17 protein-coding genes are annotated in these 23,711 nt (G+C 55.7%); 6 read left to right on the forward strand and 11 right to left on the reverse strand.

What is annotated here, in order from left to right:
• Window positions 1-178: 178 nt before the first annotated feature.
• Together iolB and ACMGEE_RS17295 are read right to left on the reverse strand one after the other, a co-directional pair.
• Window positions 179-1,000 carry a 5-deoxy-glucuronate isomerase gene (gene iolB, locus ACMGEE_RS17290; RefSeq protein ID WP_253457391.1) on the reverse strand — a complete coding sequence of 274 codons (822 nt, stop codon included), beginning with the start codon at window positions 998-1,000 and terminating at the stop codon, window positions 179-181.
• Between the two features lie 18 nt (window positions 1,001-1,018).
• Window positions 1,019-2,524, reverse strand: coding sequence for a CoA-acylating methylmalonate-semialdehyde dehydrogenase (locus ACMGEE_RS17295; RefSeq protein ID WP_253457389.1), 1,506 nt, complete (start codon window positions 2,522-2,524; stop codon window positions 1,019-1,021).
• A 545-nt stretch (window positions 2,525-3,069) separates the two neighbouring features.
• On the opposite strand from ACMGEE_RS17295, the gene ACMGEE_RS17300 reads away from it, so the two are divergent.
• Window positions 3,070-3,885 (forward strand): TIM barrel protein, encoded by an 816-nt coding sequence (locus ACMGEE_RS17300; protein WP_253457385.1) that lies wholly within the window; start codon window positions 3,070-3,072, stop codon window positions 3,883-3,885.
• Window positions 3,886-4,192: 307 nt separating this feature from the next.
• Here ACMGEE_RS17300 and ACMGEE_RS17305 read toward each other — a convergent pair whose 3' ends face one another.
• Window positions 4,193-5,389, reverse strand: coding sequence for an MFS transporter (locus tag ACMGEE_RS17305; RefSeq protein ID WP_253457382.1), 1,197 nt, complete (start codon window positions 5,387-5,389; stop codon window positions 4,193-4,195).
• Between the two features lie 247 nt (window positions 5,390-5,636).
• On the opposite strand from ACMGEE_RS17305, the gene ACMGEE_RS17310 reads away from it, so the two are divergent.
• Window positions 5,637-6,698, forward strand: coding sequence for an AI-2E family transporter (locus tag ACMGEE_RS17310; protein ID WP_253457379.1), 1,062 nt, complete (start codon window positions 5,637-5,639; stop codon window positions 6,696-6,698).
• 3 nt (window positions 6,699-6,701) lie between these two features.
• On the opposite strand, the gene ACMGEE_RS17315 is transcribed toward ACMGEE_RS17310, so the two are convergent.
• Together ACMGEE_RS17315 and ACMGEE_RS17320 are read right to left on the reverse strand one after the other, a co-directional pair.
• On the reverse strand, window positions 6,702-7,646 hold the full coding sequence (locus ACMGEE_RS17315; protein ID WP_436830388.1) for an ABC transporter substrate-binding protein: 945 nt from the start codon (window positions 7,644-7,646) through the stop codon (window positions 6,702-6,704).
• A 9-nt stretch (window positions 7,647-7,655) separates the two neighbouring features.
• A complete protein-coding gene (locus tag ACMGEE_RS17320) occupies window positions 7,656-8,420 on the reverse strand; it encodes a class II aldolase/adducin family protein (RefSeq protein ID WP_436830389.1) in 765 nt (254 codons plus the stop codon).
• A 204-nt stretch (window positions 8,421-8,624) separates the two neighbouring features.
• Between ACMGEE_RS17320 and ACMGEE_RS17325 the strand changes: the two genes are divergently transcribed.
• Window positions 8,625-10,193 carry an EAL domain-containing protein gene (locus tag ACMGEE_RS17325; RefSeq protein WP_301253339.1) on the forward strand — a complete coding sequence of 523 codons (1,569 nt, stop codon included), beginning with the start codon at window positions 8,625-8,627 and terminating at the stop codon, window positions 10,191-10,193.
• 58 nt (window positions 10,194-10,251) lie between these two features.
• Here ACMGEE_RS17325 and ACMGEE_RS17330 read toward each other — a convergent pair whose 3' ends face one another.
• Entirely contained in the window at window positions 10,252-10,725 is a 474-nt protein-coding gene (locus ACMGEE_RS17330; protein WP_301253340.1) for a hypothetical protein, read from the reverse strand.
• Window positions 10,726-11,143: 418 nt separating this feature from the next.
• On the opposite strand from ACMGEE_RS17330, the gene proP reads away from it, so the two are divergent.
• Entirely contained in the window at window positions 11,144-12,649 is a 1,506-nt protein-coding gene (gene proP / locus ACMGEE_RS17335) for a glycine betaine/L-proline transporter ProP (RefSeq protein WP_253457366.1), read from the forward strand.
• A gap of 58 nt (window positions 12,650-12,707) precedes the next feature.
• Here the strand turns inward: proP and ACMGEE_RS17340 are convergent, their stop codons facing one another.
• From ACMGEE_RS17340 to ACMGEE_RS17350, 3 genes are all read right to left on the reverse strand, one after another.
• The gene (locus ACMGEE_RS17340) at window positions 12,708-13,814 is read right to left on the reverse strand and encodes an ABC transporter substrate-binding protein (protein ID WP_253457363.1); all 1,107 of its coding nucleotides are present in this window, start codon (window positions 13,812-13,814) and stop codon (window positions 12,708-12,710) included.
• A 17-nt stretch (window positions 13,815-13,831) separates the two neighbouring features.
• Entirely contained in the window at window positions 13,832-15,964 is a 2,133-nt protein-coding gene (locus ACMGEE_RS17345) for a TonB-dependent siderophore receptor (RefSeq protein ID WP_369896123.1), read from the reverse strand.
• 129 nt (window positions 15,965-16,093) lie between these two features.
• Window positions 16,094-19,579 (reverse strand): autotransporter outer membrane beta-barrel domain-containing protein, encoded by a 3,486-nt coding sequence (locus tag ACMGEE_RS17350; RefSeq protein ID WP_436830390.1) that lies wholly within the window; start codon window positions 19,577-19,579, stop codon window positions 16,094-16,096.
• A gap of 396 nt (window positions 19,580-19,975) precedes the next feature.
• On the opposite strand from ACMGEE_RS17350, the gene ACMGEE_RS17355 reads away from it, so the two are divergent.
• Window positions 19,976-20,230, forward strand: a complete 255-nt coding sequence (locus ACMGEE_RS17355; protein WP_301730949.1) for a hypothetical protein — start codon at window positions 19,976-19,978, stop codon at window positions 20,228-20,230.
• Between the two features lie 22 nt (window positions 20,231-20,252).
• On the opposite strand, the gene ACMGEE_RS17360 is transcribed toward ACMGEE_RS17355, so the two are convergent.
• Complete coding sequence (locus ACMGEE_RS17360; RefSeq protein ID WP_253457354.1) at window positions 20,253-21,434, reverse strand: BaiN/RdsA family NAD(P)/FAD-dependent oxidoreductase; 1,182 nt, start codon at window positions 21,432-21,434, stop codon at window positions 20,253-20,255.
• Window positions 21,435-21,677: 243 nt separating this feature from the next.
• Here ACMGEE_RS17360 and pitA point away from each other — a divergent pair, with 243 nt between their 5' ends.
• Complete coding sequence (pitA, locus tag ACMGEE_RS17365; protein ID WP_253457351.1) at window positions 21,678-23,180, forward strand: inorganic phosphate transporter PitA; 1,503 nt, start codon at window positions 21,678-21,680, stop codon at window positions 23,178-23,180.
• Between the two features lie 53 nt (window positions 23,181-23,233).
• Here the strand turns inward: pitA and uspB are convergent, their stop codons facing one another.
• Window positions 23,234-23,569: a universal stress protein UspB gene (gene uspB, locus ACMGEE_RS17370; protein WP_125289981.1), complete on the reverse strand. Its 336-nt coding sequence runs from the start codon at window positions 23,567-23,569 to the stop codon at window positions 23,234-23,236.
• Between the last annotated feature and the right edge of the window lie 142 nt (window positions 23,570-23,711).

The following is a 23,711-nucleotide window of genomic DNA, read 5'->3' on the forward strand; positions in this document are numbered from 1 at the left end:
GTCAGAAAGGTCAGAAAGGTCAGAAAGGTCAGAAAGGTCAGAAAGGTCAGAAAGGTCAGAAAGGTCAGAAAGGTCAGGCTTGATGATTACGCCAGCAAGCACAACAGGAAAAGGTAAAATAGCCGGAAGCCACGGTGAAAAGATAAAACGGGTGGCGAGCGGCCACCCGAAAGGGTTCTTAACCTTCTTTACGCGGGTAATCTTCGCTGTTTACCCAGGCATGATCTTTTTCCCAGCTGAATTTCCACAGGCGAACCGGCCCGGCCATTACGTTCAGGTAATAATTGTCGTAACCGGCGATAGTCGCCACCGGATGGTAGCCTCGCGGCACCATTACCACATCGTGGTTATAGGCCGCCATGCACTCATCCAGCGAGCGGTCGTCGGTATAGACTCGCTGCATCGCAAAGCCCTGTTCCGGATTAAAACGGTGGTAATAGGTTTCCTCCAGATAGGTTTCGGTTTCTGAATCCTCCCTGTCGTGCTTATGGCTGGGATAAGAACTGGTATCGCCCTCGTCGGTATAAACCTCGACCACCAGCAGGCTGTCAGCGGGCTGGTCATCCGGCAGAATATTATGCACCAGCCGTTTATTGCGCCCTTTGCCGCGCCTCTCCACGCCCACGTCACCAGGCGCAATCAGGCGTGCCGGCAGGTTACCCTTGCCAGGCGCGCGACAGACCGCCAGTTCCAGATCGGAATCGGCCCGAACCTCTACCCGATCGTTATGCGGCACGTAAACGGAGTAAGGCGGCGTGCGTTCAAAAGGCGACATGCGTCTGCCGATATCCGGAAACTCTGCGTCGCGGGTTTTTACCGACGCCAGCCCGGCCACCAGCACCAGGCACAGCTCCTGACTGCCGCTTTCCAGCTGCAGGGTCTGGCCCTTTTTCAGCTGCCAGGCCTCGAAGCCGACATAGCGCCAGTTTGCGCTTTCCGGCGTAATCTGCTGGATACGTCCCTGCGCATCCGGACGTTGTGCTTTGGACAGCAATGACATGGTGCTCCTCCTTATGCGTTATCCCAGCGTTGGCATACTAAATTCAGAAACGGTCTTTTGTCCGCTCGGCCAACGAACGGTCGCGGTTTTCATTCGGGTGTAGAAACGCACGCCGTCCGGCCCATGAACGTTCAGCGCACCAAACACGGAACGCTTCCAGCCGCCGAAGCTGTGGAATGCCATCGGTACGGGAACCGGTACGTTAACGCCTACCATGCCCGCCTGCACCTCGCGTACAAAGTCGCGACCTGTATGACCGTTACTGGTAAAGATCGCGCTGCCGTTGCCGAACTCATGGCTGTTAACCAGTTTTAGCGCCGTCTCGTAATCCGGCGCGCGCATGATGCTCAGCACCGGGCCAAAAATCTCTTCGCGCCAGATAACCATATCGGCAGTGACGTTATCAAAAAGCGTTCCGCCTACGTAGTAACCTTCCGCATAGCCCGGCACCTGGAAATTACGCCCATCGACAACCAGTTTCGCGCCTTCCTCTACCCCTTTGTCGATATAACCCAGCACTTTTTTCTGGTGTGCGGCGGAAACTACCGGCCCCATTTCGTTTTCTTCACTGCCTTTCTGCATGCCGGGCCCGACACGCAGAGCCTTGACCAGCGGCGTCAGCGCGGCAATCAGCTTATCGGCCGTATCATCGCCCACCGCGACCACTACCGGCAGCGCCATGCAGCGTTCGCCCGCAGAACCAAAGGCACCGCCCATAATGGCATTGACCGTGGCGTCTAAATCCGCGTCCGGCATGACAATCGCATGGTTTTTGGCCGCGCCGAAGGCCTGCACGCGCTTGCCATGTGCGCTTGCGGTTTTATAAATATGTTCTGCCACGCCCGAAGAGCCAACAAAGCTGACGGCCTGAACGCGCGGATCGGTATAAAGCTGTTCAGCATCTTCATTGGAACAGTGAATAACGTTAAAGACGCCATCCGGCAGGCCGGCTTCCGTCAGCAGTTCAGCCATACGCACGGAGGCGGAGGGATCCAGCGCCGGCGGCTTAAGCACAAAGGTGTTGCCGCAGGCCAGCGCGATAGGGAACATCCACAGCGGCACCATCGCCGGGAAGTTGAAAGGCGTAATGCCGGCGACGACGCCCAGCGGCTGCATCAGCGAATAGCTGTCCACGCCTGTCGCGACGTCCGCCGAATTTTCGCCTTTAATCAAATGAGGAATACCGCAGGCAAACTCCACGACTTCCATACCGCGCGTCAGTTCTCCCAGCGCGTCTGACCAGACTTTACCGTGCTCGCTAACGATTAGCGCAGCCAGCTCGTCGCGATGCTGCTCCATCAGGGCCTTGAAATTAAACAGGACGCGGGCGCGGCGCAGCGGTGATGTGCGGGACCAGCCTTCAAAGGCGTTGTGCGCGACTTCGATGGCGTGAGCGACCTCTTGTGCCGTGCTTTGCGTCACCTCACGCACCGGTTTGCCGGTCGCCGGATCGTAAACCGGAATTGTTTCGTTACTGGCGCTCAAAGACGTTTTTCCGCCGATAAAGTTTCCTGTAATAGTCATGTTCTGGCCTCTTAAATGGTGGTATTCCCTGTGGGCGGCTGCCTTTTAGCGGACGGCCCAACCGGACAACTCCCGAATGCGTGCAAAGACACTATTATATTGGAATGAATTTTTCAAATATTCCACTTTAGAAAATCTGTTTTTAGCGGCATAGATCGCATTTTCCTTTTTGCGCTGCCGGGTGATTTTATGCTGCATCAGCGCGGAGCGTTAAAATAAAGAATCCAGTGCTGATGGGGTCCAGGAGCTTTAATAGAGGCTTTTTTCCTCGCGTATTCATTTGATTTCACTTGCTCCGGAAGGAGCGGGATTTCATGTATAAAGCCTGCTCAAAACGAAATTTTGCGAGGAAGATCTAAAAATTTAAGTTTCATCATTCCCCATTAATGAAATAAATGTTCTTCTGTTGCACAACGTTCGACAGGTCGCGGTACAGGCTGAAAGTTCAGGTTATCGGGGCTGGTCTGATTGCTGATGGTGCAGGCCAGGCAAAGCCCTTGCCAACAGTCCGACATTTATCTCTTTTACTTTGCAGGAGCTGCAAGATGGCGATTGATCCAACCCGTATCTGTATTAACCGTAAAATTGCTCCCGGCCTTGGCATTGAGCAATTTTTCAAACTGGTTCACGGGCTCGGTCTGAATAAGGTTGAGCTGCGCAACGATATGTCCAGCGGCAAGGTGACGGACAATCTGAGCCACGAAGAGGTGCGCGAGCTGGCGCAGCGATACGGTCTGGAAATTGTTACCATCAACGCTGTCTATCCTTTCAACCAGGTGGACGAAGCCCTGCTGGCAAAAACGGAAGCGCTGCTGAAGGACGCCAGGGGCGTAGGCGCAAAAGCGCTGGTGCTCTGTCCGTTAAATGACGGTACGCCAATTTCTGCGGAAGAAACTATCAGCGCGCTGAAAAAACTGGCGCCGCTGTTTGAGCAATATGGCATTGAAGGCCTGGTTGAGCCTCTCGGCTTTCCGATCAGTTCATTGCGTTCCGCCGTCCACGCCCAGGCGCTAATCCGCGATGCCAACGTGCCTTTCCGCCTGTTAGTGGATACCTTCCACCATCATCTGTACGAAAAGGCGGAAGCGGAATTTGAAAGCGGGATCGATATCGACAATATTGGCCTGGTCCACCTTTCGGGCGTCGAGGATACAAGGCCAACGGCGGAACTGACCGACGAAGAACGCATTATGCTGAGTGAAGGTGACCTGCTGAGAAGCGTGGCTCAGGTACAGCGCCTGGAACGCATGGGGTATCGGGGCGTGTACGCGCTGGAACCTTTTTCTTCTGTTATGGAAAACTGGCGCGCTGCGGATATTGAGCGGGAAATCCGTCAAAGCATTCAGCTGTTGCAGGCATAAAATTTTTTAGCGCGCGGCCCGGTGCTGTGGCTGCGCTCTGCCCCTGATTCCCTCTCTTTTATCTGTGTCGTATCTTGCGGTCTGATGACCGCCCTTTTTTTAGCGCTTTTGCGGTATCAACAGCTTTCCCACGCAGCACGCGGCGTCGACAGCTTTCCGCGTGACGAGCGTTATCAACAACCTTCCTGCGCAACATGCATCATCGACAGCCACTCAACGCCGCGCCCTGGCGCCTGATCAAAAAGTCTTTTGCATAATATTTACAATGTTCAACCGTATCTGGCGCCCTGCGCAACGGAAATGCTGCTCAGGCGCTTTCCGCTGTTGCATGACGGGCCTTCAACGTCAGCAACATCGCCAGACAGACCAGCAGCGCGCTAACCAGATAAATAACCGGGACGCCGGCATAGCTCATTACCAGCCCGGCCAGCGGCCCGGTGATGCCCAGCGCAAGATCCATAAAGGCCGTATAGGTTGCCAACGCGCTGCCCTGATTCTGCGCGGGCACGGCCTTCACCGCCACCACGCCAATCGCCGGGAAAACCAGCGAGAAGCCGGCACCGGTCAGCAGCGCGCCCAGCTTTGCCATCCACGGATCCGCCGCACCCCAGACCAGAAATAAACCGACGGCTTCTACCGCAAAGCAGACCGCCGCCACCATCAGTCCACCGTGCCGGTTAATGGCGTTGGGAAACAACAGGCGCGTACCGACAAAAGCGCCGCTGAACAGCGTCAGCGCCCAGGCCGCGCCGTCCCAGCCTTTGTCCTGGTAGAAGAGCGTAATAAAGGTAGCGATCACGCCAAAGCCGGCGGATCCCATCGCCAAAAGGGTACCGAAGCGCCAGATCTTGCCCAGCACGGCGCGAAAAGGCAGCGGTCTGCCCTTGCTGCTTTTGACGGCAGGTCGTGGCAGCGCCATCAGCACCGCCAGCAGCGCGATAGCCGTTACCACGCCGGCCAGCAACAGCAGGCCGCCCCAGCGATAAATGCCCACGCCCAGCGGCGCGCCAATCGCCATCGCGCCATAGGTGAAAATGCCGTTCCAGGAAATTACGCGTCCTATATGAAGCGATCCCACTACGCCGACGCCCCAAAGCGTGGAGCCGGTTCCGGCAAAACTTTGCCCTATGCCAAGCACGATCCGGCCAAAGCAAAGCAAAAGCAGGCTAACCATCGGGAGCGTTGCGGTTAACGCGGCAAGCGCATAGCACAGCCCGCTGATCAGACAGCCGCAAAGCCCAGCCACCACGACTCTTTTCGGGCCCAGCAGGTCGGCAAAGCGCCCCGCGTGCGGACGACTGACCAGCGTGGCGAAATATTGCAGGCTTACCACTAATCCAGCCCAAAATGCGCTGTAGCCCATCACATCGTGGACATAGCCAGGCAGCACTGCCAGCGGCAGGCCAATAGTCAGATAAGCGGCGAAATTGAAAATCACAACGGAAATGATGCGCAGATTCAGACGTAAAGCGCCCGGAGCCTCCGGGGCGGGTTGTTCAGGCATAGCGAAGAATATCCTGTCCGAAATGACATGAATAATAACTATAACCTGATTTCCCGGCCCGCAGGCGGCCAGTGCATAAATTATGCGGCACGCTATTTTTAGCACGGCCTGCAGCCAGACCAGCTATTGCTGACGTATCCTGCTCTGCGTCGAACAAAATATCCCGGTTCTGAGACCTTTCCTGAAATCAGAAGCCTGCCGGAAAACAGTCGCTACACTTAATCACAAAAAGCCTGAAGGAGAAGGAATGAACGCACCACAGCAGGAGAAGATGGGGCAGAATATGCTGCTAAAAATGGCGACGCTGGTCGTGGTTTTAGCCGGCATCAAGGCGGCATCGGCTATCCTGGTTCCCTTTTTACTGGCCCTGTTTCTGGCCATTATTTTAAACCCGCTGGTTACCATCCTGATGCGGCGCGGCGTCCGGCGCGGTATGGCTATCAGCCTGGTGATCGCGGCGGTGCTGGTTGCATTCGGGCTGCTGGTGGCGATGATTGCCGGTTCGGCGGATGAGTTCTCTACCGTTTATCCGCAGCTTCAGCAGCAAATGACGCAAAGGCTGGCGCAGCTTCAACATATTGCCGCGCCTTTTCATATTAATCTTTCTACCAACAGCCTGGCGGCGCGGCTCGATCCCAACGCCATTATGGGCATGGCGACGCTGATCCTCAGCCAGTTTTCCGGCGCGCTGACCAACCTGGTGCTGCTGATTATGACAGTGGTGTTTATGCTGTTTGAAGTGCATCACCTGCCCTACAAGCTGCGTTTCGCGCTGATCAATCCTAAAATTCGCATCGCCGGGCTGCATAAAGCGCTGAAAGGCGTTACCCATTACCTGGCGCTGAAAACGCTGATTAGCCTGATTACCGGGTTTTCCGTCTGGCTGGTGCTGATGCTGCTGGATGTGCAGTTCGCGCTAATGTGGGGCGTAGTGGCGTTCGTTTTAAACTATATTCCCAATATCGGCCCTATTATTGCCGGTATTCCGCCCACGCTACAGGCGCTGCTGCTAAACGGCGTGTATGAAGCGGCGCTGGTCGCAGCGCTTTTCAGCGCGATCCATATGGTGTTTGGCAATATGCTGGAGCCGCGCGTGATGGGAAAAGGGCTGGGGCTTTCCAGCCTGGTTGTGTTCCTGTCGCTGATTTTCTGGGGCTGGCTGCTGGGGCCGGTAGGAATGCTGCTCTCCGTACCGCTCACGAGCGTGTGTAAAATCCTGATGGAGACCACGCCGGGCGGCAGCAAACTGGCGATCCTGCTGGGCAACGGCAGACCGCCGAGGACGGCAAAACCCAAACTGCAAAAATAGTCGTCAGCGCGCGTCAAAGACGCTGGTATCGGTTATTGCCCGCACCTCAACCTTGTTGGGCAAGATAGCCAGCGAGGAGAAGAGATCGGCAACCTGCTGAACTTTAGCGATATCCTCTGCCGTAACCGGCCGTATGCCATGAGAAATACGGCCGGTAATGCCTTTCGACACTTCCGGCGGCAGACGAGTCAGCGACGAATAAACCTTATTATACTCAACCGGATGCGCTATCCCCCAGGCGCGAGCCTGCACCAGTCGGCGCGCGAAATCGGCGATAGCCAACCGCTTTTGCGGATCTTTTAGCGAGCTGCCGGTAGCGGTGACAAACGAGAGCGAGGTGGTCAGCCCTTTGCTGTCGCGCAGCAGCCGCGCGCCGTGCTGTTCAGCAATGCCAAGATAGGGATCGAAAGTGGCCCAGGCGGCAATTTGGCCGGAATTAAAGGCGGCGCTGGCGTCGGTCGGCAGAACAAAGCGTACGGAAACCGCCGTTTGCGGCACTCCGGCCTCTTCCAGCGCTTCATAGAGCAAATGCTGCGAGATGCTGCCGCGTGCGGAGGAGACCACCACCGTTTTTCCGGCCAGATCCCTGACGCTGTGCAGCGGTGAATCAGCGGGTACTATCAGCCCATTGCTCGCGCTGTCGCCCACGTTGGTGGCGATAATTTTCAGATCGACGCCGCCCGAGGCCGCCATCAGCACCGGCAGGTCGCCTGCGTAAGAGGTATCCACTGCGCCAGCCCGCTGGGCTTCAAACAGCGGCGCGGCGCCCTGAAAGTTGGCCCAGCGGTAGTCATAAGGCGCGTCTTTCATTACGCCGGAAGCCTCCACCAGCGACCGTAGATTCCGCGCCTGGTCGCCCAGTACCAGCGTCACTTTTTCCGCTTTTGCCGCACTGGCTATCAGGCTTATGCCCAGCAGCAGCGCCAGCGCGCTTTTTCCCGCTTTCATCTTTTTTCCTTAAAGCGCGTTACGCGCCAGCTGACGAATATAGGCATCCCAGTGCAGCAGATACTTTTTATTTTTTATGCCGTTATCAAAAACCCGCGCGGCTTTTTCGGCCACGCTGTCGGGCACAATGCTCAGCTCTGCGCCGCCAGACTGGGCCGCCAGCTGCGCCACGCACGCTCTTTCCAGGTAATAAAGGTTGTAGAAGGCCTCTTCCAGATTTTCACCGCAGGTCAGCAGGCCATGATTACGCAGGATCAGCGCGTTCAGATCGCCCAGGTCGGTGACGATACGCTGCTGTTCATCCAGATCCAGCGCGATGCCTTCGTAATCGTGATAGGCCAGCCTGCGGTAAAAACGCATACTGTGCTGCGAAATCATCAGCAGACCGTTTTTCTGCGCCGCCACGCCAATGCCCGCCGCCGTATGGGTATGCAGCACGGCGTGCGTGTGCGGGCGGGCGCGGTGAATAGCGCTGTGGATAACGTAGCCAGCCGGGTTGATGCCTGAGCCGACAGGATCGTCAATGATTTCGCCGTCCAGATCGACTTTCACCAGCGTTTCCGGCGCAATTTCGTCGAAGGTTTGTCCGTAAGCGTTGATCAGGAAATGCGGCTTGTCGCCCGGCACCCGCAGCGAAAAGTGGGTGTAGATATGATCGGTCCAGCGCAGCCGCGCGGCCAGCTGGTAACACTGGGCCAGTTTGACGCGAGCCTGCCACTCCGCGTTGGTAATTCGCGCGCGAAGCGATTCGGCGGAATGCAGTGCGCCACTCATAAAATCCTCCTGAATACAGCGTGATGGAAGCCCGAAGCCGGGTCAGGGCATCCTGACACAGAAGAAACGTATGGCGGAAACGATCAATCTGAGAATAAATTGCATAAAATTAGCTAAGCGACGGCGCACCTGATTTTTTTTTCCGCGCCATGCTACCTTTACCTTTTCAGGCGGCGCAGGGATGCCGCTAACAGAGGACAATGAATGGATCGGCCGAAAAGAAGCAGTGAAAAAAGAGGCGTGCTGCTGGCGGTCGCTGGCATAGTGCCGCTGCTCCTTTGTCTGATCTTTACTTTTATCGACGCCAGACAGATCGTTAAGCGCCAGCAGGCGGCGACGGCGGGTATGCTGCTGGCGCATGCCGAAGCAATCGGCGACCGGGCCTGGGATACCCTTGACGAACTTCAGGCGTTTCCGAAAAGACCCTGCGAAGAGATCAATGACGAGCTGAGAAAGTATGCGGCGCTGTCTCCCTATTTTCGCTCAATAGGCGTTATGCGTGAGGGTCGCATAACCTGCTCTTCCGCATTCGGCGGGATACATAACGATATCGCTACCGTTATTCAGCGTCAGCCGCCGACGGATCGAAAAGCGAAGTGGATGCTTTCGTTAAGCCAAACCTGGGCGGTGAGAGACAGGCCCGCCGTGATTTTTATGCACGATACGCCCGCGCATTCCGGCGCTTTTGTGATCGTTGACGGCCAGTATTTGCTGGATGTGATGAGCGCGGTCGGCAAAAGCCAGCATAACAGTATCCGGCTACAGTTCGGTGGCGGCTTCGCCTTGCGCAGCGGCGCAAACGGCAATCAGCCGTCGGGACTGCTCCAGCCCGTGACGCTCAGCGAACGTTCCAGCCGCTACCCTATCGGCGTCGAGGTGACCTCGCCCGCCAGCGATATTGCCTTTACCTGGCGTCAGGGTCTGTTTACCTTCGTGCCGATGGCGCTGATCCTGTCGCTGCTGTTGATGACCGTGACCAACAACTGGCTGAAACGTAAGCTTTCTCCCCGCGACCAGCTGCGGAAAGCCATACTGCATCGCGAATTCTCCGTTAATTATCAGCCTGTTTATCATATGGTTACAGGTAAAGCCAGCGGCGCTGAAGTGCTGATGCGCTGGCAGCGGCCCGACGGCCACTGGGTAAGGCCAGATATGTTTATCACCGCGGCGGAAGCGGAAGAGATGATCATACCTTTGACCCGCCATCTGATGGAGCTGGTGCTGGAGGATGCCAAACAGTGGAGTCTGCCGCCGGATTTCCGTCTGGCGCTTAACGTGGCCGCCGCGCACGTCCAGCACGACGATTTTGTCGAGGATATCCGCTATTTTGCTCGTGGCATGGCGATACATCGACCGGATATCACGCTGGAACTGACCGAGCGCAGCCTGCTTTCCGACGGAGAAGACGTCGTGCAAAAGCTCCAGCTGCTGCGTAATGAAGGTATCCATATCGCCATTGATGACTTTGGCACCGGCCACTGCTCGCTCTCTTATCTGCAAACCTTCCCGCTGGATTACCTGAAAATCGACCGCGGCTTCGTCAATGCCATCGAATCAACCACGGGCGAAGCGCCGGTGCTGGACGCCATCATCACGCTAAGCCACAAGCTGGGGCTGAAGATTGTGGCGGAGGGCGTAGAAAACGCCACTCAGCTTCATTATCTGCAGGCGCGCGGAGTAGTATTTATTCAGGGATATTATTACGCCCGCCCAATGGACAACCGGCTATTTATGTCCTGGATGCAGCAGGAAGGTCAACGCCCGCTGGTTTAAATAGTCGGATACAGGCTAAATTAACGCCGACGGCGGAAAAGCGTAACGATTTTCAATTTCATTTGCGTAGCTTTAGCGCCGCCCGCAATGCAATCCTGACGGCGTCGTCTTCGGGGAACGTTTTTTGTTCGCTATGGGTTATCCCTGCCTCTTCGTACCGGGCTTTCGTCCGTTCATTAATCCTGGCCAGCATTGTGATAATTTGAGACGAAACCTGCTGGTGCTCCTGATATATATCCCAATAGCTTTTTCGCTGATATTTCAGGAAGCGATACTTTAATATAAACCTAATGTTATCAATACATTGAATAAATTTCATTCGCATCAAGCCTGGCCACTTAGCCATTAGCAAAGCGCGTTCTTCAGACCCTGTTTTGTCTGTAATTTCTCCACTCTCAGGCTTTATCTGTTTTTGTGAATAAACCCTACCGTTATTAAGGAGAAAAGTTTGCTGAGGCCGGAAGAATTTTAAATTAGCTTCTGTGCTTTCCAGCCAATAGTTTTTAAAATGAACGTGTTTTTTATTATTCATTACCCCCCCGCAAGACTGCGAACGGCAGTATTACCGATCGAGCCAGCAGGCGCAATACTAATATTGGCAGGTAGCCTGACTTAATCTCATTATAAAAAAGTGGGCAATGTCTTCTTATTCCCCCTCACCTGGCTGGCCTTCGCCGTGAATTTTTCTGGCGTTTTCGGCTGCGTCGAGGGCGCGGTTGCGTCCGTTAACCGCTGGTTACACAATCTAATTTCAGGTAGAAATTATGTTACACAGCGCAGAAACGATATACTGAAAGCAGACGGATATTTGTTAACGAACGAACAAATTTGCTACTTATCTCCGTCGACAGGGCGAAAGCCCGTACGCTATTCGCTCTGCTTTCCCGCTGCGACGGCGCGAGCGGAGCGGAAGATTTTTCCGGGAAACAGTCAATTACAGGGTGCTTTATATGAAGCTACGTAGGAAGCGTGTTAAGCCGATTGGCTTAAAAGACGTAACGATCATTGATGATGCCAGGTTACGCAAAGCCATTACCGCAGCGTCGCTCGGTAACGCTATGGAGTGGTTTGACTTTGGGGTATACGGCTTTGTCGCCTATGCGCTGGGCCAGGTATTTTTCCCCGGCGCCGACCCTGGCGTGCAGATGATTGCCGCGCTGGCGACCTTCTCCGTTCCTTTCCTGATCCGCCCGCTTGGCGGCCTGTTCTTTGGCGCGCTGGGCGATAAGTATGGTCGTCAGAAAATCCTTTCCATTACCATTGTCATTATGTCGGTCAGTACTTTCTGTATCGGCCTGATACCTTCTCATGCCTCTATCGGCATCTGGGCGCCCATCCTGCTGCTGCTGTGTAAAATGGCGCAGGGCTTCTCGGTAGGCGGCGAATATACCGGTGCCTCTATTTTTGTGGCCGAATACTCGCCTGACCGCAAGCGCGGCTTTATGGGCAGCTGGCTGGACTTCGGTTCTATCGTCGGCTTTGTGACAGGCGCAGGCCTGGTGGTGCTGATTTCTACCGTGGTCGGCGAAGCGAATTTCCTTGACTGGGGCTGGCGTATTCCGTTCTTCGTGGCGCTGCCGCTGGGCCTGATCGGCATCTATCTGCGTAACGCGCTGGAAGAAACGCCTGCGTTCCAGCAGCACGTTGAGAAACTGGAACAGGGCGATCGCGAAGGTCTGGCCGACGGCCCGAAAGTGTCGTTTAAGGACATCGCTACCAAACACTGGAAAAGCCTGCTGGCCTGTATCGGTCTGGTGCTGTCTACCAACGTCACCTACTACATGCTGCTGACCTATATGCCCAGCTACCTGTCGCATAACCTTCACTACTCCGAAGATCACGGCGTAATGATTATTATCGCGATTATGATTGGTATGCTGTTCGTGCAGCCGGTTATGGGCCTGATGAGCGATAAGTTCGGCCGTCGCCCGTTTGTGATTATCGGCAGTATTGCGCTGCTGCTGCTGGCGATCCCGTGCTTTATGCTGATTAACAGTAACGTGATGGGCCTGATTTTCGCCGGTCTGTTGCTGTTGGCGGTGATCCTGAACTGCTTTACGGGCGTAATGGCTTCGTCGCTGCCGGCGATGTTCCCTACCCATATTCGCTACAGCGCGCTGGCCAGCGCCTTCAATATATCTATTCTGGTAGCGGGCCTGACGCCAACGCTGGCGGCGTGGCTGGTGGAATACACCGCCAACCTGTATATGCCAGCCTACTATCTGATGGTGGTAGCGGTTGTGGGTCTGATTACCGGTATCATGATGAAGGAAACGGCCAATATGCCGCTGCGTGGTGCAACGCCTGCCGCCTCTGATATTGCCGAGGCAAGAGAGCTGCTGCAGGAGCATCACGACAATATCGAGAGCAAGATCGAAGATATTAGCGAGCAGATCGCCGAGCTGGAAGAGAAGCGTAAGCATCTGATTAATCAGCATCCCCGCATTAACGAGTAAGCCTACAGGTTTGCATTAGCAAGTCAGTTTAAAAGCCCGCAGCCGCGGGCTTTTTCTTTCACCTTCCGCTTTTTTCGCCGCTTGTCCAGTAGGTGCCGGTTTCCGGCAGCGGCAAAAATTCCTCGTTCATTTCACGCAGCGTGTCGGCCGGTTCCAGATCGTGGAACAGCTGCGGATGCAGCGTTTTAGCAATAACCTCGACCGCCAGCAGATGCCACGGGCTCAGATAAAAGTTGTGCCACACGGCTAAGGTTCGGCCCTGACGAATGGCCGCCAGCTGGGCGATAACCCGCTCGCTCGCCAGCGCCTGCGAAAAACTTTGCTTTGCCGTGGCCGGCGCGACCTGCGGGCCAAGCTGTAGCCGATGCGGCTGCTGCGCATCGCCCAGGCCGGTTGCCAGAAAGAAATCGGGACGGGCAGCCAGCACCGCCTCCGCGCTTAGCTGACCAAATACGCTGCTAAACTGACCGGCCGCAATATTGTCGCCGCCCGCATACGCCAGCAGATCGGCCAGATTGCCGTGTCCCACCGTGGTACAGCACACTTCCCGCCGCCCTATATGCAGTTGCAGCATCACGCGCGGCCTGACTGGAGCCGCCTGACGCAGCCGGTCATGAATTAGCGCCATATGACGTTGATAGAAGGCGATAAAGCGCTGCGCTTTCTGCTGGTCACCCAGCGCCTCACCCAAAATTTTCAGGCTCGGTACGGTATTTTTCAGCGGATCTACCCGCGTATCGACGTAGATAACCGGAATGGCCGCCGCGTCCAGCTGCATTAGCGTGCTGTCCTGCGCCGCAGGCTTTTTGGCGTAAAGCGGCAGGATCACCAAATCCGGCCGCAGCGCGATGATTTTTTCCACGCTGAGCTGGCCCGGATTAGCACCGCCAATCAAGGGAATTTTTTTGATGGCGGGGAAAGCGGCACTGTAGCGTGCCCAGGTCTGCCGATCGTAATGCGGCAGATCGCCAGGCCAGCCCGCCACGCGCCGCAGCGGGTTGCCCTGTTCCACCAGCGCCAGCGTATAGAGCAGCCGTCCTTCGCCCAGTACGATGCGCTGCGGATTGTCCGGCACCGTGACCTTGCGCTGCAAAATATCGGTAAGCATTTTTGCCTGCGGCGCGCTGCAGGCTAACAGCAGCAGCAGGATAGGCCATTTTTTCATGAGGTTTCCCATTACGATCAGAAATCAACGGACGCGGAAACCACGATTTCACGCGGCGCGCCTTCGCTAACACGCAGGTTGCCGCCGCTGGATCCGTAATACGCTTTATCAAACAGGTTGTTGACGTTGATCTTCAGCTGAGTATGTTTGCCCACCAGCTTGCTGTCCCAGGCGGCAAAAGCGTCCGCCACCGTATAGTCCGGCATAGTGAAGCTGTTTTCCGGGTCGCCCGCGCGGGAACCGACGTAGCGCCCGCCGCCGCCGACGCGCACCTCGCCCGGTAGCCAGGAGAAACGTATGGCGTGCGTCAGGTAGAGACTGCCGCTGTTGGTTGGTGCGTTGACCAGCCGATTGCCCTCGTTAGCCGGATTAACGTCATCCTCAACGATTTCCGTTTTATCGTGGCTATAGGTGGCTATCAGGTTCCAGTCCGGCGCCAGCTCACCGTTGATCTCCACCTCCGCGCCGGTAGAGCGCGCCTCAGGAATGTTGCGCGTACTGCCGTTGATTAACACCGACATATCCTTCTCGTCAATGCGATACAGCGCCAGCGTGGCGGACACAGCGGGCAACATTTGCCACTTTGCGCCCACTTCATAAGTCGTGCCTTTTTCCGTCGAGGCGACGTTGCCGTCGTCATCGGTTTGTGTTGAAGGGGTAAACGATTTGCTGTAGCTGCCGTAGAGTGAAAGATCGGGCCGCGCCTTATACACCAGCCCCGCCTGCGGCAGAAAAGCATCGCCGCGATCGTTGAGCGTGCTCTGCGGATCGGCCCAGCCGCTGCTGGCGGTTTGGGTGTAGCGCTGATAGCGGGCGCCCGCTACCGCTATCCATTTATCGGTCAGATGGATACTGTCTTTGGCAAACAGCGAACGGCTGTAAAGGTTGGTGCGCAGATTGCTCTGCGCATCGGCCACCGTGCTGGCGTTGATCGGCGGCTCTTCGCCATAGATCGGATCGTACATGTTGAAGGTTTTTGACACCTTGCCGCGATAGGACCAGGCCTTGTAGGTTTCATTCTGCTCGTAGTCAACGCCCAGCATAATATCGTGCTGCATGCCCCAAATCTGCGGGCTGCCGCCTATGTCCCAGGCAAGATAAGTGGTCTGGTGATTGAAGCCGCGGTTCGCGTCCGCGCGGCGAGAGACAATGCCGGTGGCGGCGTTGACCGCCGTAGCGCGGACTTCGTTACTGTCGTAGCGACGCTGCATCCAGGCGTAGTTGAGATGGGTTTCCCAGGTTTCATCCAGGCTGTAGGCGTAGCTGATATTCAGGCGCTTGTTTTTCCCCCAGGCGTGGTTGGCACTGTCGTCCAGACGCTGGTTATAGGGGATATTTACCGGTTTTTTATTGATAAACGCGGTGCCGCGATCGACCGGAATATCAAACTTATATTCGGTATAGCTGATGTTGAAAGCGGCTTTTTCGCCATACCAGCTCAGCGATGGCGACAGCAGCGTATGTTCATTAGCGCCAAAATTACGCCAGTAATCCTCGCGCTGGCGCTCGGCAATCAGGCGAAAGGCAAAGCCGTCGCCCAGCGGCCCGGTGATGTCCACGCTGCCCGCGCCGCCGCCGACGCTGGTGGTTTCGCCGGCAAGATGCGTGTGCCATTCATACTGCGGCTTTTTGCTGACCAGGTTGATAATGCCGCCAGGATTCTGAATGCCGTACAGCAGCGAGGCCGAGCCTTTCAGCACTTCCACATGATCGATGGTGCTGTCCATCGACAGCCCCTGGTTGCTGCGTACGCCGTCGATAAAGATCGAGCCGTCGGAGTTGCTGCCGAAGCCGCGCTTGACGAAGCCGTCCTCAATCGCGCCCAGCGTATTGCCCTGGCTGACGCCGCTGACGAACTTCATGGCGTCGTTCACGCTTTTCACCTGGTAATCTTTTATCACCTGCGGCGTAACCACGCTGACGGACTGCGGCGTTTCATTTCGCGGCAGCGGCATTTTGCTGGCCGCGCTCGCGGTATCCTGGCTGTAGCTGCCTGGCTCGCCGGTGCCGTCGGCGGTTACGGTCAGCGTCGGCTCTTTTGCGGTGCCCGCTGCCAGCGCGGCCGTGCTGAACAGTAAGCCAGGTAACAGCAGGGGAATTTTCCCGGTAAAATGCCCAACGGCAAAAGGAAGAGCGAAAGGTGTTTTCATCAATAAGCGCGCAGGTAGAGTTATAATTGCTGCGGATGATAATAATTTTCATTACCGTTAGCAATTTCAAAAAGCCGTCTGGCGCAACAAAAAAGGGCCCGCAGGCCCTTTCAGCAACCGCTGAAGCGGTCAGAACTTGTAACGTATCCCCATGTTGCCGGTATAGCCTTCCGTACCCGGCCCAAAGCTGTGGGCATATTTTACCTGAGCATACACGCTGAAGTGCGGATTCAGCTGGCTGCTGACACCGGCGCCCGCCTGCCAGTAGCCACGACGTACGTCCGGCCGCATTGTTTCGTTATTCATATCAACGCCCGGCGTGTGGCCCAGAAACTGCACCACGTCTGCCTGTAGGTAAGGCTTCAATACGGGATTATCGTAATAGAACCGCAGACCTTCGCGCAGCCGGGCGACCATCAGGTTCTGATCCTTCAGCTTAACGCCGCTGGAATAGGTCTGGCTGATGTTCATGTACTGGCCCATCGCCTGTAGCTGGGGTTCCAGCCTGAACCGGTCGCCTAAAGTCAGCGGGATACCGGTTTCCACCGAGGCGACGACGCCGTAGCTGTCCATTTTGGCGCGGGTCAGGCTGGAGAACTCGTTGCTGTAGCGCGTAAGCTGCACAACGTTATCCAGATAAGCGCCGCTGTCGTTCCATGCCGTCAGATAGCCGCCGATGCCGTAAGCGTTGGTGGTCACTTTACCCACGTCAACGGAGAGTTCCGACCTCAGGCTGCGCGCGGTGTCTTTGTTGTTACTGCGCTGATGGCCAAGCGTCATCATCGGGCCAGCCGTCAGATGCCAGCCGTCGGCAAACTGACGCGTGACGACATCGCCGCCCAGCTGGACGAAAGTGGTATTCACGTTGAAAGCAAAGCGTCCGGCTGCATACCTGTCGTGACGGCCTGAGACTCGCGCCCAGGCCGTGCCGCCCTGGTAAGCGCCGAGGCGTTCGTGCCAGGTACCGATGGTGTCAAATCCGTAGGTCGAATTCAGATAAGGCGCGATAAGGTAACCTGCTGTTTCCGGGCGGTAAGCAATAACTTCCGGCTCTGGCGCCGCCGCGTCATTACCTGTTTCGTCGCTCTTATCCGTATCCGGTTCAACAACCTCATCCGTATCCGGCACATCAGGAATAATGGGATCCTCATCGATCTCTGCGGCGTCATCCGGTGGCGGAACGGGCGTCAGCGAAGATTGCAGGTACCAGTCCTTGTCACCGATTTTATTCAGGAAGTACTGATAATTACCGGCCACCACGGCGTTTTTCTGATCAAAGGTCGCGGCATCGGCATCGCCTTCCACGCGCACCAGCAGAATACCGCTGTGGGTCAGCGCGCCCGTGCCGCCTTTGTTGTTGACGCTGACATCATAGCTGCCCGAAGCGTTGCCGTTTACCAGCAGCCTGTCGCTGGGTGAATCGTCGCCGCCCAATTGGGTATTAAACGCAAACGAACCGGAGCCGGCCAGATCGCCTTTCACGGCGAGCGAGCTGAAGCCCGAAGCGTTGTTGAACACCACCGAGCCGCCGTCCATCGTCAGCGTGTTCAGGTTGGAATCGGCCGTTACCAGCCAGCTGCTGGCGCTGTTGAGGATTAGCTGATTAACGTTTTGCGTCGCCCCGCTCAGCGTGGAGCCGTCGTTCAGCGTCAGGTTAACGAGGCTATCGTCGCTGACGATAACATCGCCCAGCAGCTGCGAAGCGCCGTTCGCCGTCACGTTCACCGTCGAAAGAAAAACCTCGCCTTTGTCATTAACGTTTGCGCCAGCGCTGAGCGCCGTACCGTTGCCGCCATAGACAAGGCTACCGTTGCTGAGCGTCAGATCCAGCGCGGAGCCTTTAACCAGCACGCCGCTTCCCGCTTCGCTACGCAGCGTTGTGTTATTCAGCGTGACTGCGCTGCTCAGGGTATCGGAATAGATGTTCGCGTACAGCCCGGCCGCCTGCGGTCCTTTTGATGCTGTAGCCGTTCCCGTATTGGCGATGGTGCTGTCGGTCATTTCTATATTGCCAAGGTTGGCAATTAAACCAAACGCGTTGTTCCCGGAAGCGGTAACGGCGACGTTAGCGGCGGTAACGGTTGCCGCACTTCCGGCATAGATGCCCCCGGTGCCTTCGCCGGTAGTGACAATTTCGCCGCCGGTAATAGTAACCACGCTGCTGGCGGTAGCGGCAACGCCATGCGCCTCTTTACCACTGGTGGTAATGGCTGGATTGACCAGCGTTGCGGTGCTGTTTGTCATAGCCAGGATGCCATAAGCACTGTCGCCAGAAGTATTTATTTGCGTGTCGTGCAACGTTAATTTGCCGGAGCGGGTAAGATAGGTGCCAACTGAAAACTCGCCGGCCGTAGTGATAGCGCTATTAGTCAGCGTCAATACGCCAGCGTCAGAGGCGACTGCGCCATACGCCTGGGCGTTACTTGTCGTTATGTTGCTGTTGTTAAGGTCTATTATGGCTCCCTGGGCAGCCCTCACGCCGTAGCCCTGTTCGCCAGAGGTATTAACCGTTATCCCGTCGCCCGTGACGTTTCCTGCATAGGAATAGCTTACCGTGGCATAAAGACCGTAGCTCCCACTACCTGAGGTAAGTAGCGTAGCGTCAGTCAGATTAACTTTGCCACCCGCCATAATCCCATGGGAACTGCCGCCGTGGGTGAGGATATTAACGCCGGTGGCGTCCAGTATAGTGCTGCTGAGCGGCATATAAATGCCGTGGGACTTGACCTTAGAGGTTTGAAACGTGCCGCCGTTAATGGTAGCGCTATCGCCCTGCCCGCTTATTTCAAGGGCGTTATGCGCATGATTGTTATCATTCACTGTTGTCGTGATATCAACGTTATTTAGGGTTGCATGACCGCCCAATGTACGGATGCCGACATAGGCCGCATTGATAGTGCTGTCGTTTAAGATCAACGTGCTGTTTGTACCGTTGCCGATCTCAATAGCCGAAAAGTATTCAGAAGCGGTATCGATAGTGATATTGGTGCCGGTAACATGGCCTCTGCGCGCAAAAATAGCCTGAATGGCTTTGTCACCGGTCAGCGTGAAATGGATATTATTTAGCGTGGCGTTGCCATACACGCCTTCATGTGCATAGACTTCAATGCCGGCAACAGGACTAGTAATAGTTAGTCCATCAGCTTTCAGCACCCCGCCCGATACTTCGATAGCGCCGTCAATTGTGTTAGTCGTAAGCGTAGAATTAATAATAGTAACATCACTGTTTTTGGCCCGGACCCCGCGGCTTTGACTGCCCAGTGTAGCGATCGTGCTGTCGGTGATGGTCAGCGTGCCAGAATCAGCATAGATCGCCGTGGAGTTTTCTTCGCTGGTTGATAACGTCACGCCATTCAGATTCAGGCTGCCCTGTTCGGTTACCCTGGCCCCTCTCGTCCCGGCGTGCGAAGTAGTAAAAGTCAGGCCGCTGTCGGTAGTAAGCTGGCTGCCCGCGCCCGACACCACCAGGGGAACATCGCCTTTTTCAACAGAGGAATAACCGGCAGTGACCTGTAGCGTGGATCCATCGGTGACGACCCACGGCGAAGCCGCCGCAGCGTAAAGCGGTAAAGACAGCATAATACCGGGGATAAAAGGCCTTAATATCATAGCCATAATGCTTCCTTTCGTTAATATCCATAATAACTATAAATACATCTACCGTATCTGAGGGAGGGCGCTGTCTGCCGGAGAGGGTTTATATAAAAAGGCTGACAGTAAAAATGGAAATATAGCAATGCTTCCTGCGCCATAATGCCAGCAGATCCGGTCATCCATGGGGTTATATTAGTTGATCCTATTAACAGCAAGAAGGCTTTTTTTTAAAAAATATTTTATATAATCAGAAGTGTTACTCAATACTGCAACAGGAAACAATGGAAATTAACCTAAAAAGGCATGCTTGTTATGGAGTGAAAACTCCAGTAAGCATCTTAATGACGGACTTAATATAGCCGCGTGAGCGGCAACGTTATTTTATTTATGGTATCGCAGACCAGGCCTGTTTAAGGCATGCCTTTCCCGAAAAAATTACATTACCTGATAACACAGTGTTGTTATTTAAAAGAAGACAGCAGGAAAGTAAAAAGGGAAATAGCCAGTCCTGCTGTTTTACATTTTTTAAAATTTATCACCCTTTTTCCAGGCGGTAAGCGTGATATTAAGCCGAATAAAGGGGCTGCCAGCCGCGCGCCGCTATCCCTCTGGCCGACTATGTCCGTTAATCAGGCTGCGCTGCTTGTGGCAACAGCCGCCCGGCCTGAGTAACAGAGACTGGCCGGGAGGTCATTTACAACGCCTGCGCGCATGCCCAGGCGGAACTCCAGGCCCACTGGAAATTGTAGCCGCCAAGCCAGCCGGTAACATCCACCACTTCCCCAATAAAATAGAGGCCCGGCACGTCCCGCGCCTCCATCGTTTTTGACGAGAGCGCGTCGGTATCGACGCCGCCCAGCGTCACTTCGGCAGTGCGGTAACCTTCCGTACCGTTGGGCTGCACGCGCCAGCCGTGCAGCGTTTCTGCCAGCTCTGCCTGCTGTCGGCCGTTCAGCTGTTTCAGGGTACATTCCGGCACCATGCCCAATAGCTGCAGGCATTCCACCAGCCGGCGAGGCAGTACTTTAGCCAATGTATTTTTCAGGCTTTGATTCGGATGGATTTCGCGCTCTTCGCTGAGTAAAGCATTGAGATCGCTTTCCGGCGAGAGGTTGATGGTGACGAATTCGCCAGGCTGCCAGTAGCTGGAAAGCTGGAGCACCGCCGGGCCGGAAAGCCCGCGATGGGTAAACAGCAGCGCCTCTTTGAACACGGTGCCGTCTTCCGCCGTCATTACGGCAGGCACGGCGACGCCGGAAAGCGTTTGCAGCTGCTCAAGCAGCGGTTTGTGTAGCGTAAACGGAACCAGTCCCGCCCGCGTGGGAAATACCTTCAGGCCGAACTGTTCGGCAATTTTATAGCCGAAAGGCGAAGCGCCCAGGCCGGGCATGGAAAGCCCGCCGGAAGCGATAACCAGCCTGTCGGCCTGCACTACGCTGCCGTTCAGCTCCAGCGTATAGCCGTTGTCGCGCGTGACCTTCAGCACTTCGCTGCGCAGCCGCAGCGTCACCTGGCCGGTTTCACACTCTTTCAACAACAGATCCACGATTTGCTGAGCGGAGTCGTCACAAAAGAGCTGGCCCAGCGTTTTTTCATGCCACTGAATGCCGTGCCGATTAACCAGGTCGATAAAATCCCACTGCGTATAACGCGCCAGCGCAGATTTACAAAAATGGGGATTATGCGACAGATAGGCCGCAGGCTCGGTATAAAGGTTGGTGAAATTACAGCGGCCGCCGCCCGACATCAGGATTTTGCGTCCCGCTTTTTTGCCGTTATCCAGCACCAGCACGCGCTTGCCTCGCTGCCCTGCCTGGGCGGCGCAAAACAGGCCAGCCGCACCCGCACCGATAATGATAACGTCAAATTTTTCCACACTGCTCTCCGGCCTGCTGCTTAAAAAACGCTGATTGTAATGACAAGGCGCGCTTCCCGCCAGCGTCACAAAAGCGTCATGCGCGACCGCGTTTATAACTGAATGATTTTCATACGCTTCAGGGCCGCTATTTACTCCGCCTGACGCATTAATGTCAAAAAAAGTCTATATTTCACTTTCCCCAGGCGCGGTTTCTCGCTGATAATGCGCCGCGTTCATGTCCTCCAAAATGGCGTAACGCTTATGCTACATCTGTTTGCTGGTCTTGATTACCATACCGGCCTGTTACTCGTCCTTGCCCTGCTCTTTGTTTTGTTCTACGAAGCCATTAACGGCTTTCACGACACGGCAAACGCGGTGGCTACCGTTATCTATACCCGAGCAATGCGATCGCAACTGGCGGTGGTCATGGCCGGCGTATTTAACTTCTTTGGCGTACTGCTGGGCGGGCTAAGCGTTGCTTATGCCATCGTTCATCTGCTACCCACCGATCTGCTGCTTAACGTCGGGTCGGCTCACGGTCTGGCCATGGTCTTTTCCATGCTGCTGGCCGCTATCATCTGGAATCTCGGCACCTGGTATTTCGGCCTGCCTGCTTCCAGCTCCCATACCCTCATCGGGGCCATTATCGGCATTGGCCTGACCAACGCACTGCTGACCGGCACGTCGGTCGTTGATGCGCTGAACATCCCAAAAATGATCGGCATTTTCCTGTCGCTGGTTATCTCTCCGATTGTCGGCCTGGTGCTGGCTGGCGGCATGGTGTTTATTCTGCGCCGCTGCTGGAGCGGCAATAAAAAGCGCCGCCGTATTCATATGACGCCTGCGGAACGCGAAAAGATCGACGGCAAGAAAAAGCCGCCGTTCTGGACCCGTATCGCCCTGATCGTCTCGGCTATCGGCGTGAGTTACTCTCACGGCGCTAACGACGGTCAGAAAGGCATTGGCCTGATTATGCTGGTGCTGATTGGCGTGGCGCCTGCGGGCTTTGTCGTCAATATGAACGCCTCCGGCTATGACATCACGCGCACGCGCGATGCGGTCAATCATCTGGAGCAGTATTACCGGCAGCACGGCGATTCGCTGACGCAGATGGTGCAGATGGCGCCGCCTGCGCTGCCGACGCCGGAAGAGAATCCGGGTAGCCCGAAAGAGTTTCACTGCGATGTTTCGCGCGTGATGCCTGCTATCGAGCGCACCCAGAGCCTGCTGAATAACCTGCAAAGCTACGACGCGTTAAACGTCGAGCAGCGTGGCCAGCTGCGTCGCCTGTTGATGTGTATCTCGGATACCGCCGATAAAACGGCCAAGCTGAAAAGCGTTTCTGCTGAAGATCAGCGTTTCCTCGGCAAGCTGAAAGGCGACATGCTGAATACCGTGGAATACGCACCAGTCTGGATCATTATCGCCGTTGCCCTGGCGCTGTCGCTGGGCACCATGGTGGGCTGGCGCCGCGTCGCCACCACTATCGGCGAGAAGATCGGTAAGAAAGGCATGACCTACGCTCAGGGGATGTCCGCACAGATGACTGCGGCGGTTTCTATCGGCGTGGCCAGCTACACCGGGATGCCTGTTTCAACGACCCACGTGCTCTCCTCTTCCGTTGCTGGCACCATGCTGGTAGACGGCGGCGGCGTGCAGGGCCGCACGATTAAAAACATTCTGCTGGCCTGGGTCTTTACCCTGCCGGTATCCATCGTGCTGTCGGGTAGCCTTTACTGGCTGGCGCTGAAGCTGGTGCCGTAATCCAGCATGAAGTAAGCTCAGGGCGGGGAAATTTCCCCGCCTTTTTTTATGCCTCAATGCCAGATAAGCAGGCCGATCAGGCTGATAAAAACCAGTCCGCACAGCGCGCTGGTCAGCAGAAACTGGCCGCGTACCCGTTCACAGCGGCGAATAAATTCTTCGTCGTGATGGTCGCGGTAGCGCTGCATCCAGATATAGCGTACCAGCCGCACCTGTTTGCCGGGCTGGCCGTGAGAGGTAAAAAAGCCCGCGCCGTCAACGTACTGATAAAGCAAAGGATCGCAGCCGCGAAGCACCACCAGCAGCGCGCGCAGGGAAGAAAAGTAACGCGCCATATTTACCAGACAAACCACGCAAAGAGCCCAAAAAAGTGCAATCGTGCTAATCATGCTCCCCTCCACGACGATACTCTGCCAGCCGCCGTCATGATGCTTAAACAGAGTGTAGCCAACCCCAGGACCGGGCTATGGTAACGGCAACGTTGCCGTCCAGCGTTTTTATTCTCTTCTTCAGTTTAGGAGATGGAAGGAA

Origin of the sequence: Erwinia artemisiae (genome assembly GCF_051400835.1) — a bacterium.
In the GTDB taxonomy this organism is placed as follows: Bacteria; Pseudomonadota; Gammaproteobacteria; order Enterobacterales; family Enterobacteriaceae; genus Erwinia; species Erwinia aeris.

What these genes read in the sequence shown, in the direction of transcription:
- iolB (WP_253457391.1), bottom strand. Translation starts at nt 1,000, where the DNA reads ATGTCATTGCTGTCCAAAGCACAACGTCCGGATGCGCAGGGACGTATC.
- ACMGEE_RS17295 (WP_253457389.1), bottom strand. Translation starts at nt 2,524, where the DNA reads ATGACTATTACAGGAAACTTTATCGGCGGAAAAACGTCTTTGAGCGCC.
- ACMGEE_RS17300 (WP_253457385.1), top strand. Translation starts at nt 3,070, where the DNA reads ATGGCGATTGATCCAACCCGTATCTGTATTAACCGTAAAATTGCTCCC.
- ACMGEE_RS17305 (WP_253457382.1), bottom strand. Translation starts at nt 5,389, where the DNA reads ATGCCTGAACAACCCGCCCCGGAGGCTCCGGGCGCTTTACGTCTGAAT.
- ACMGEE_RS17310 (WP_253457379.1), top strand. Translation starts at nt 5,637, where the DNA reads ATGAACGCACCACAGCAGGAGAAGATGGGGCAGAATATGCTGCTAAAA.
- ACMGEE_RS17315 (WP_436830388.1), bottom strand. Translation starts at nt 7,646, where the DNA reads ATGAAAGCGGGAAAAAGCGCGCTGGCGCTGCTGCTGGGCATAAGCCTG.
- ACMGEE_RS17320 (WP_436830389.1), bottom strand. Translation starts at nt 8,420, where the DNA reads ATGAGTGGCGCACTGCATTCCGCCGAATCGCTTCGCGCGCGAATTACC.
- ACMGEE_RS17325 (WP_301253339.1), top strand. Translation starts at nt 8,625, where the DNA reads ATGGATCGGCCGAAAAGAAGCAGTGAAAAAAGAGGCGTGCTGCTGGCG.
- ACMGEE_RS17330 (WP_301253340.1), bottom strand. Translation starts at nt 10,725, where the DNA reads ATGAATAATAAAAAACACGTTCATTTTAAAAACTATTGGCTGGAAAGC.
- proP (WP_253457366.1), top strand. Translation starts at nt 11,144, where the DNA reads ATGAAGCTACGTAGGAAGCGTGTTAAGCCGATTGGCTTAAAAGACGTA.
- ACMGEE_RS17340 (WP_253457363.1), bottom strand. Translation starts at nt 13,814, where the DNA reads ATGAAAAAATGGCCTATCCTGCTGCTGCTGTTAGCCTGCAGCGCGCCG.
- ACMGEE_RS17345 (WP_369896123.1), bottom strand. Translation starts at nt 15,964, where the DNA reads ATGAAAACACCTTTCGCTCTTCCTTTTGCCGTTGGGCATTTTACCGGG.
- ACMGEE_RS17350 (WP_436830390.1), bottom strand. Translation starts at nt 19,579, where the DNA reads ATGGCTATGATATTAAGGCCTTTTATCCCCGGTATTATGCTGTCTTTA.
- ACMGEE_RS17355 (WP_301730949.1), top strand. Translation starts at nt 19,976, where the DNA reads ATGCCTTTCCCGAAAAAATTACATTACCTGATAACACAGTGTTGTTAT.
- pitA (WP_253457351.1), top strand. Translation starts at nt 21,678, where the DNA reads ATGCTACATCTGTTTGCTGGTCTTGATTACCATACCGGCCTGTTACTC.
- uspB (WP_125289981.1), bottom strand. Translation starts at nt 23,569, where the DNA reads ATGATTAGCACGATTGCACTTTTTTGGGCTCTTTGCGTGGTTTGTCTG.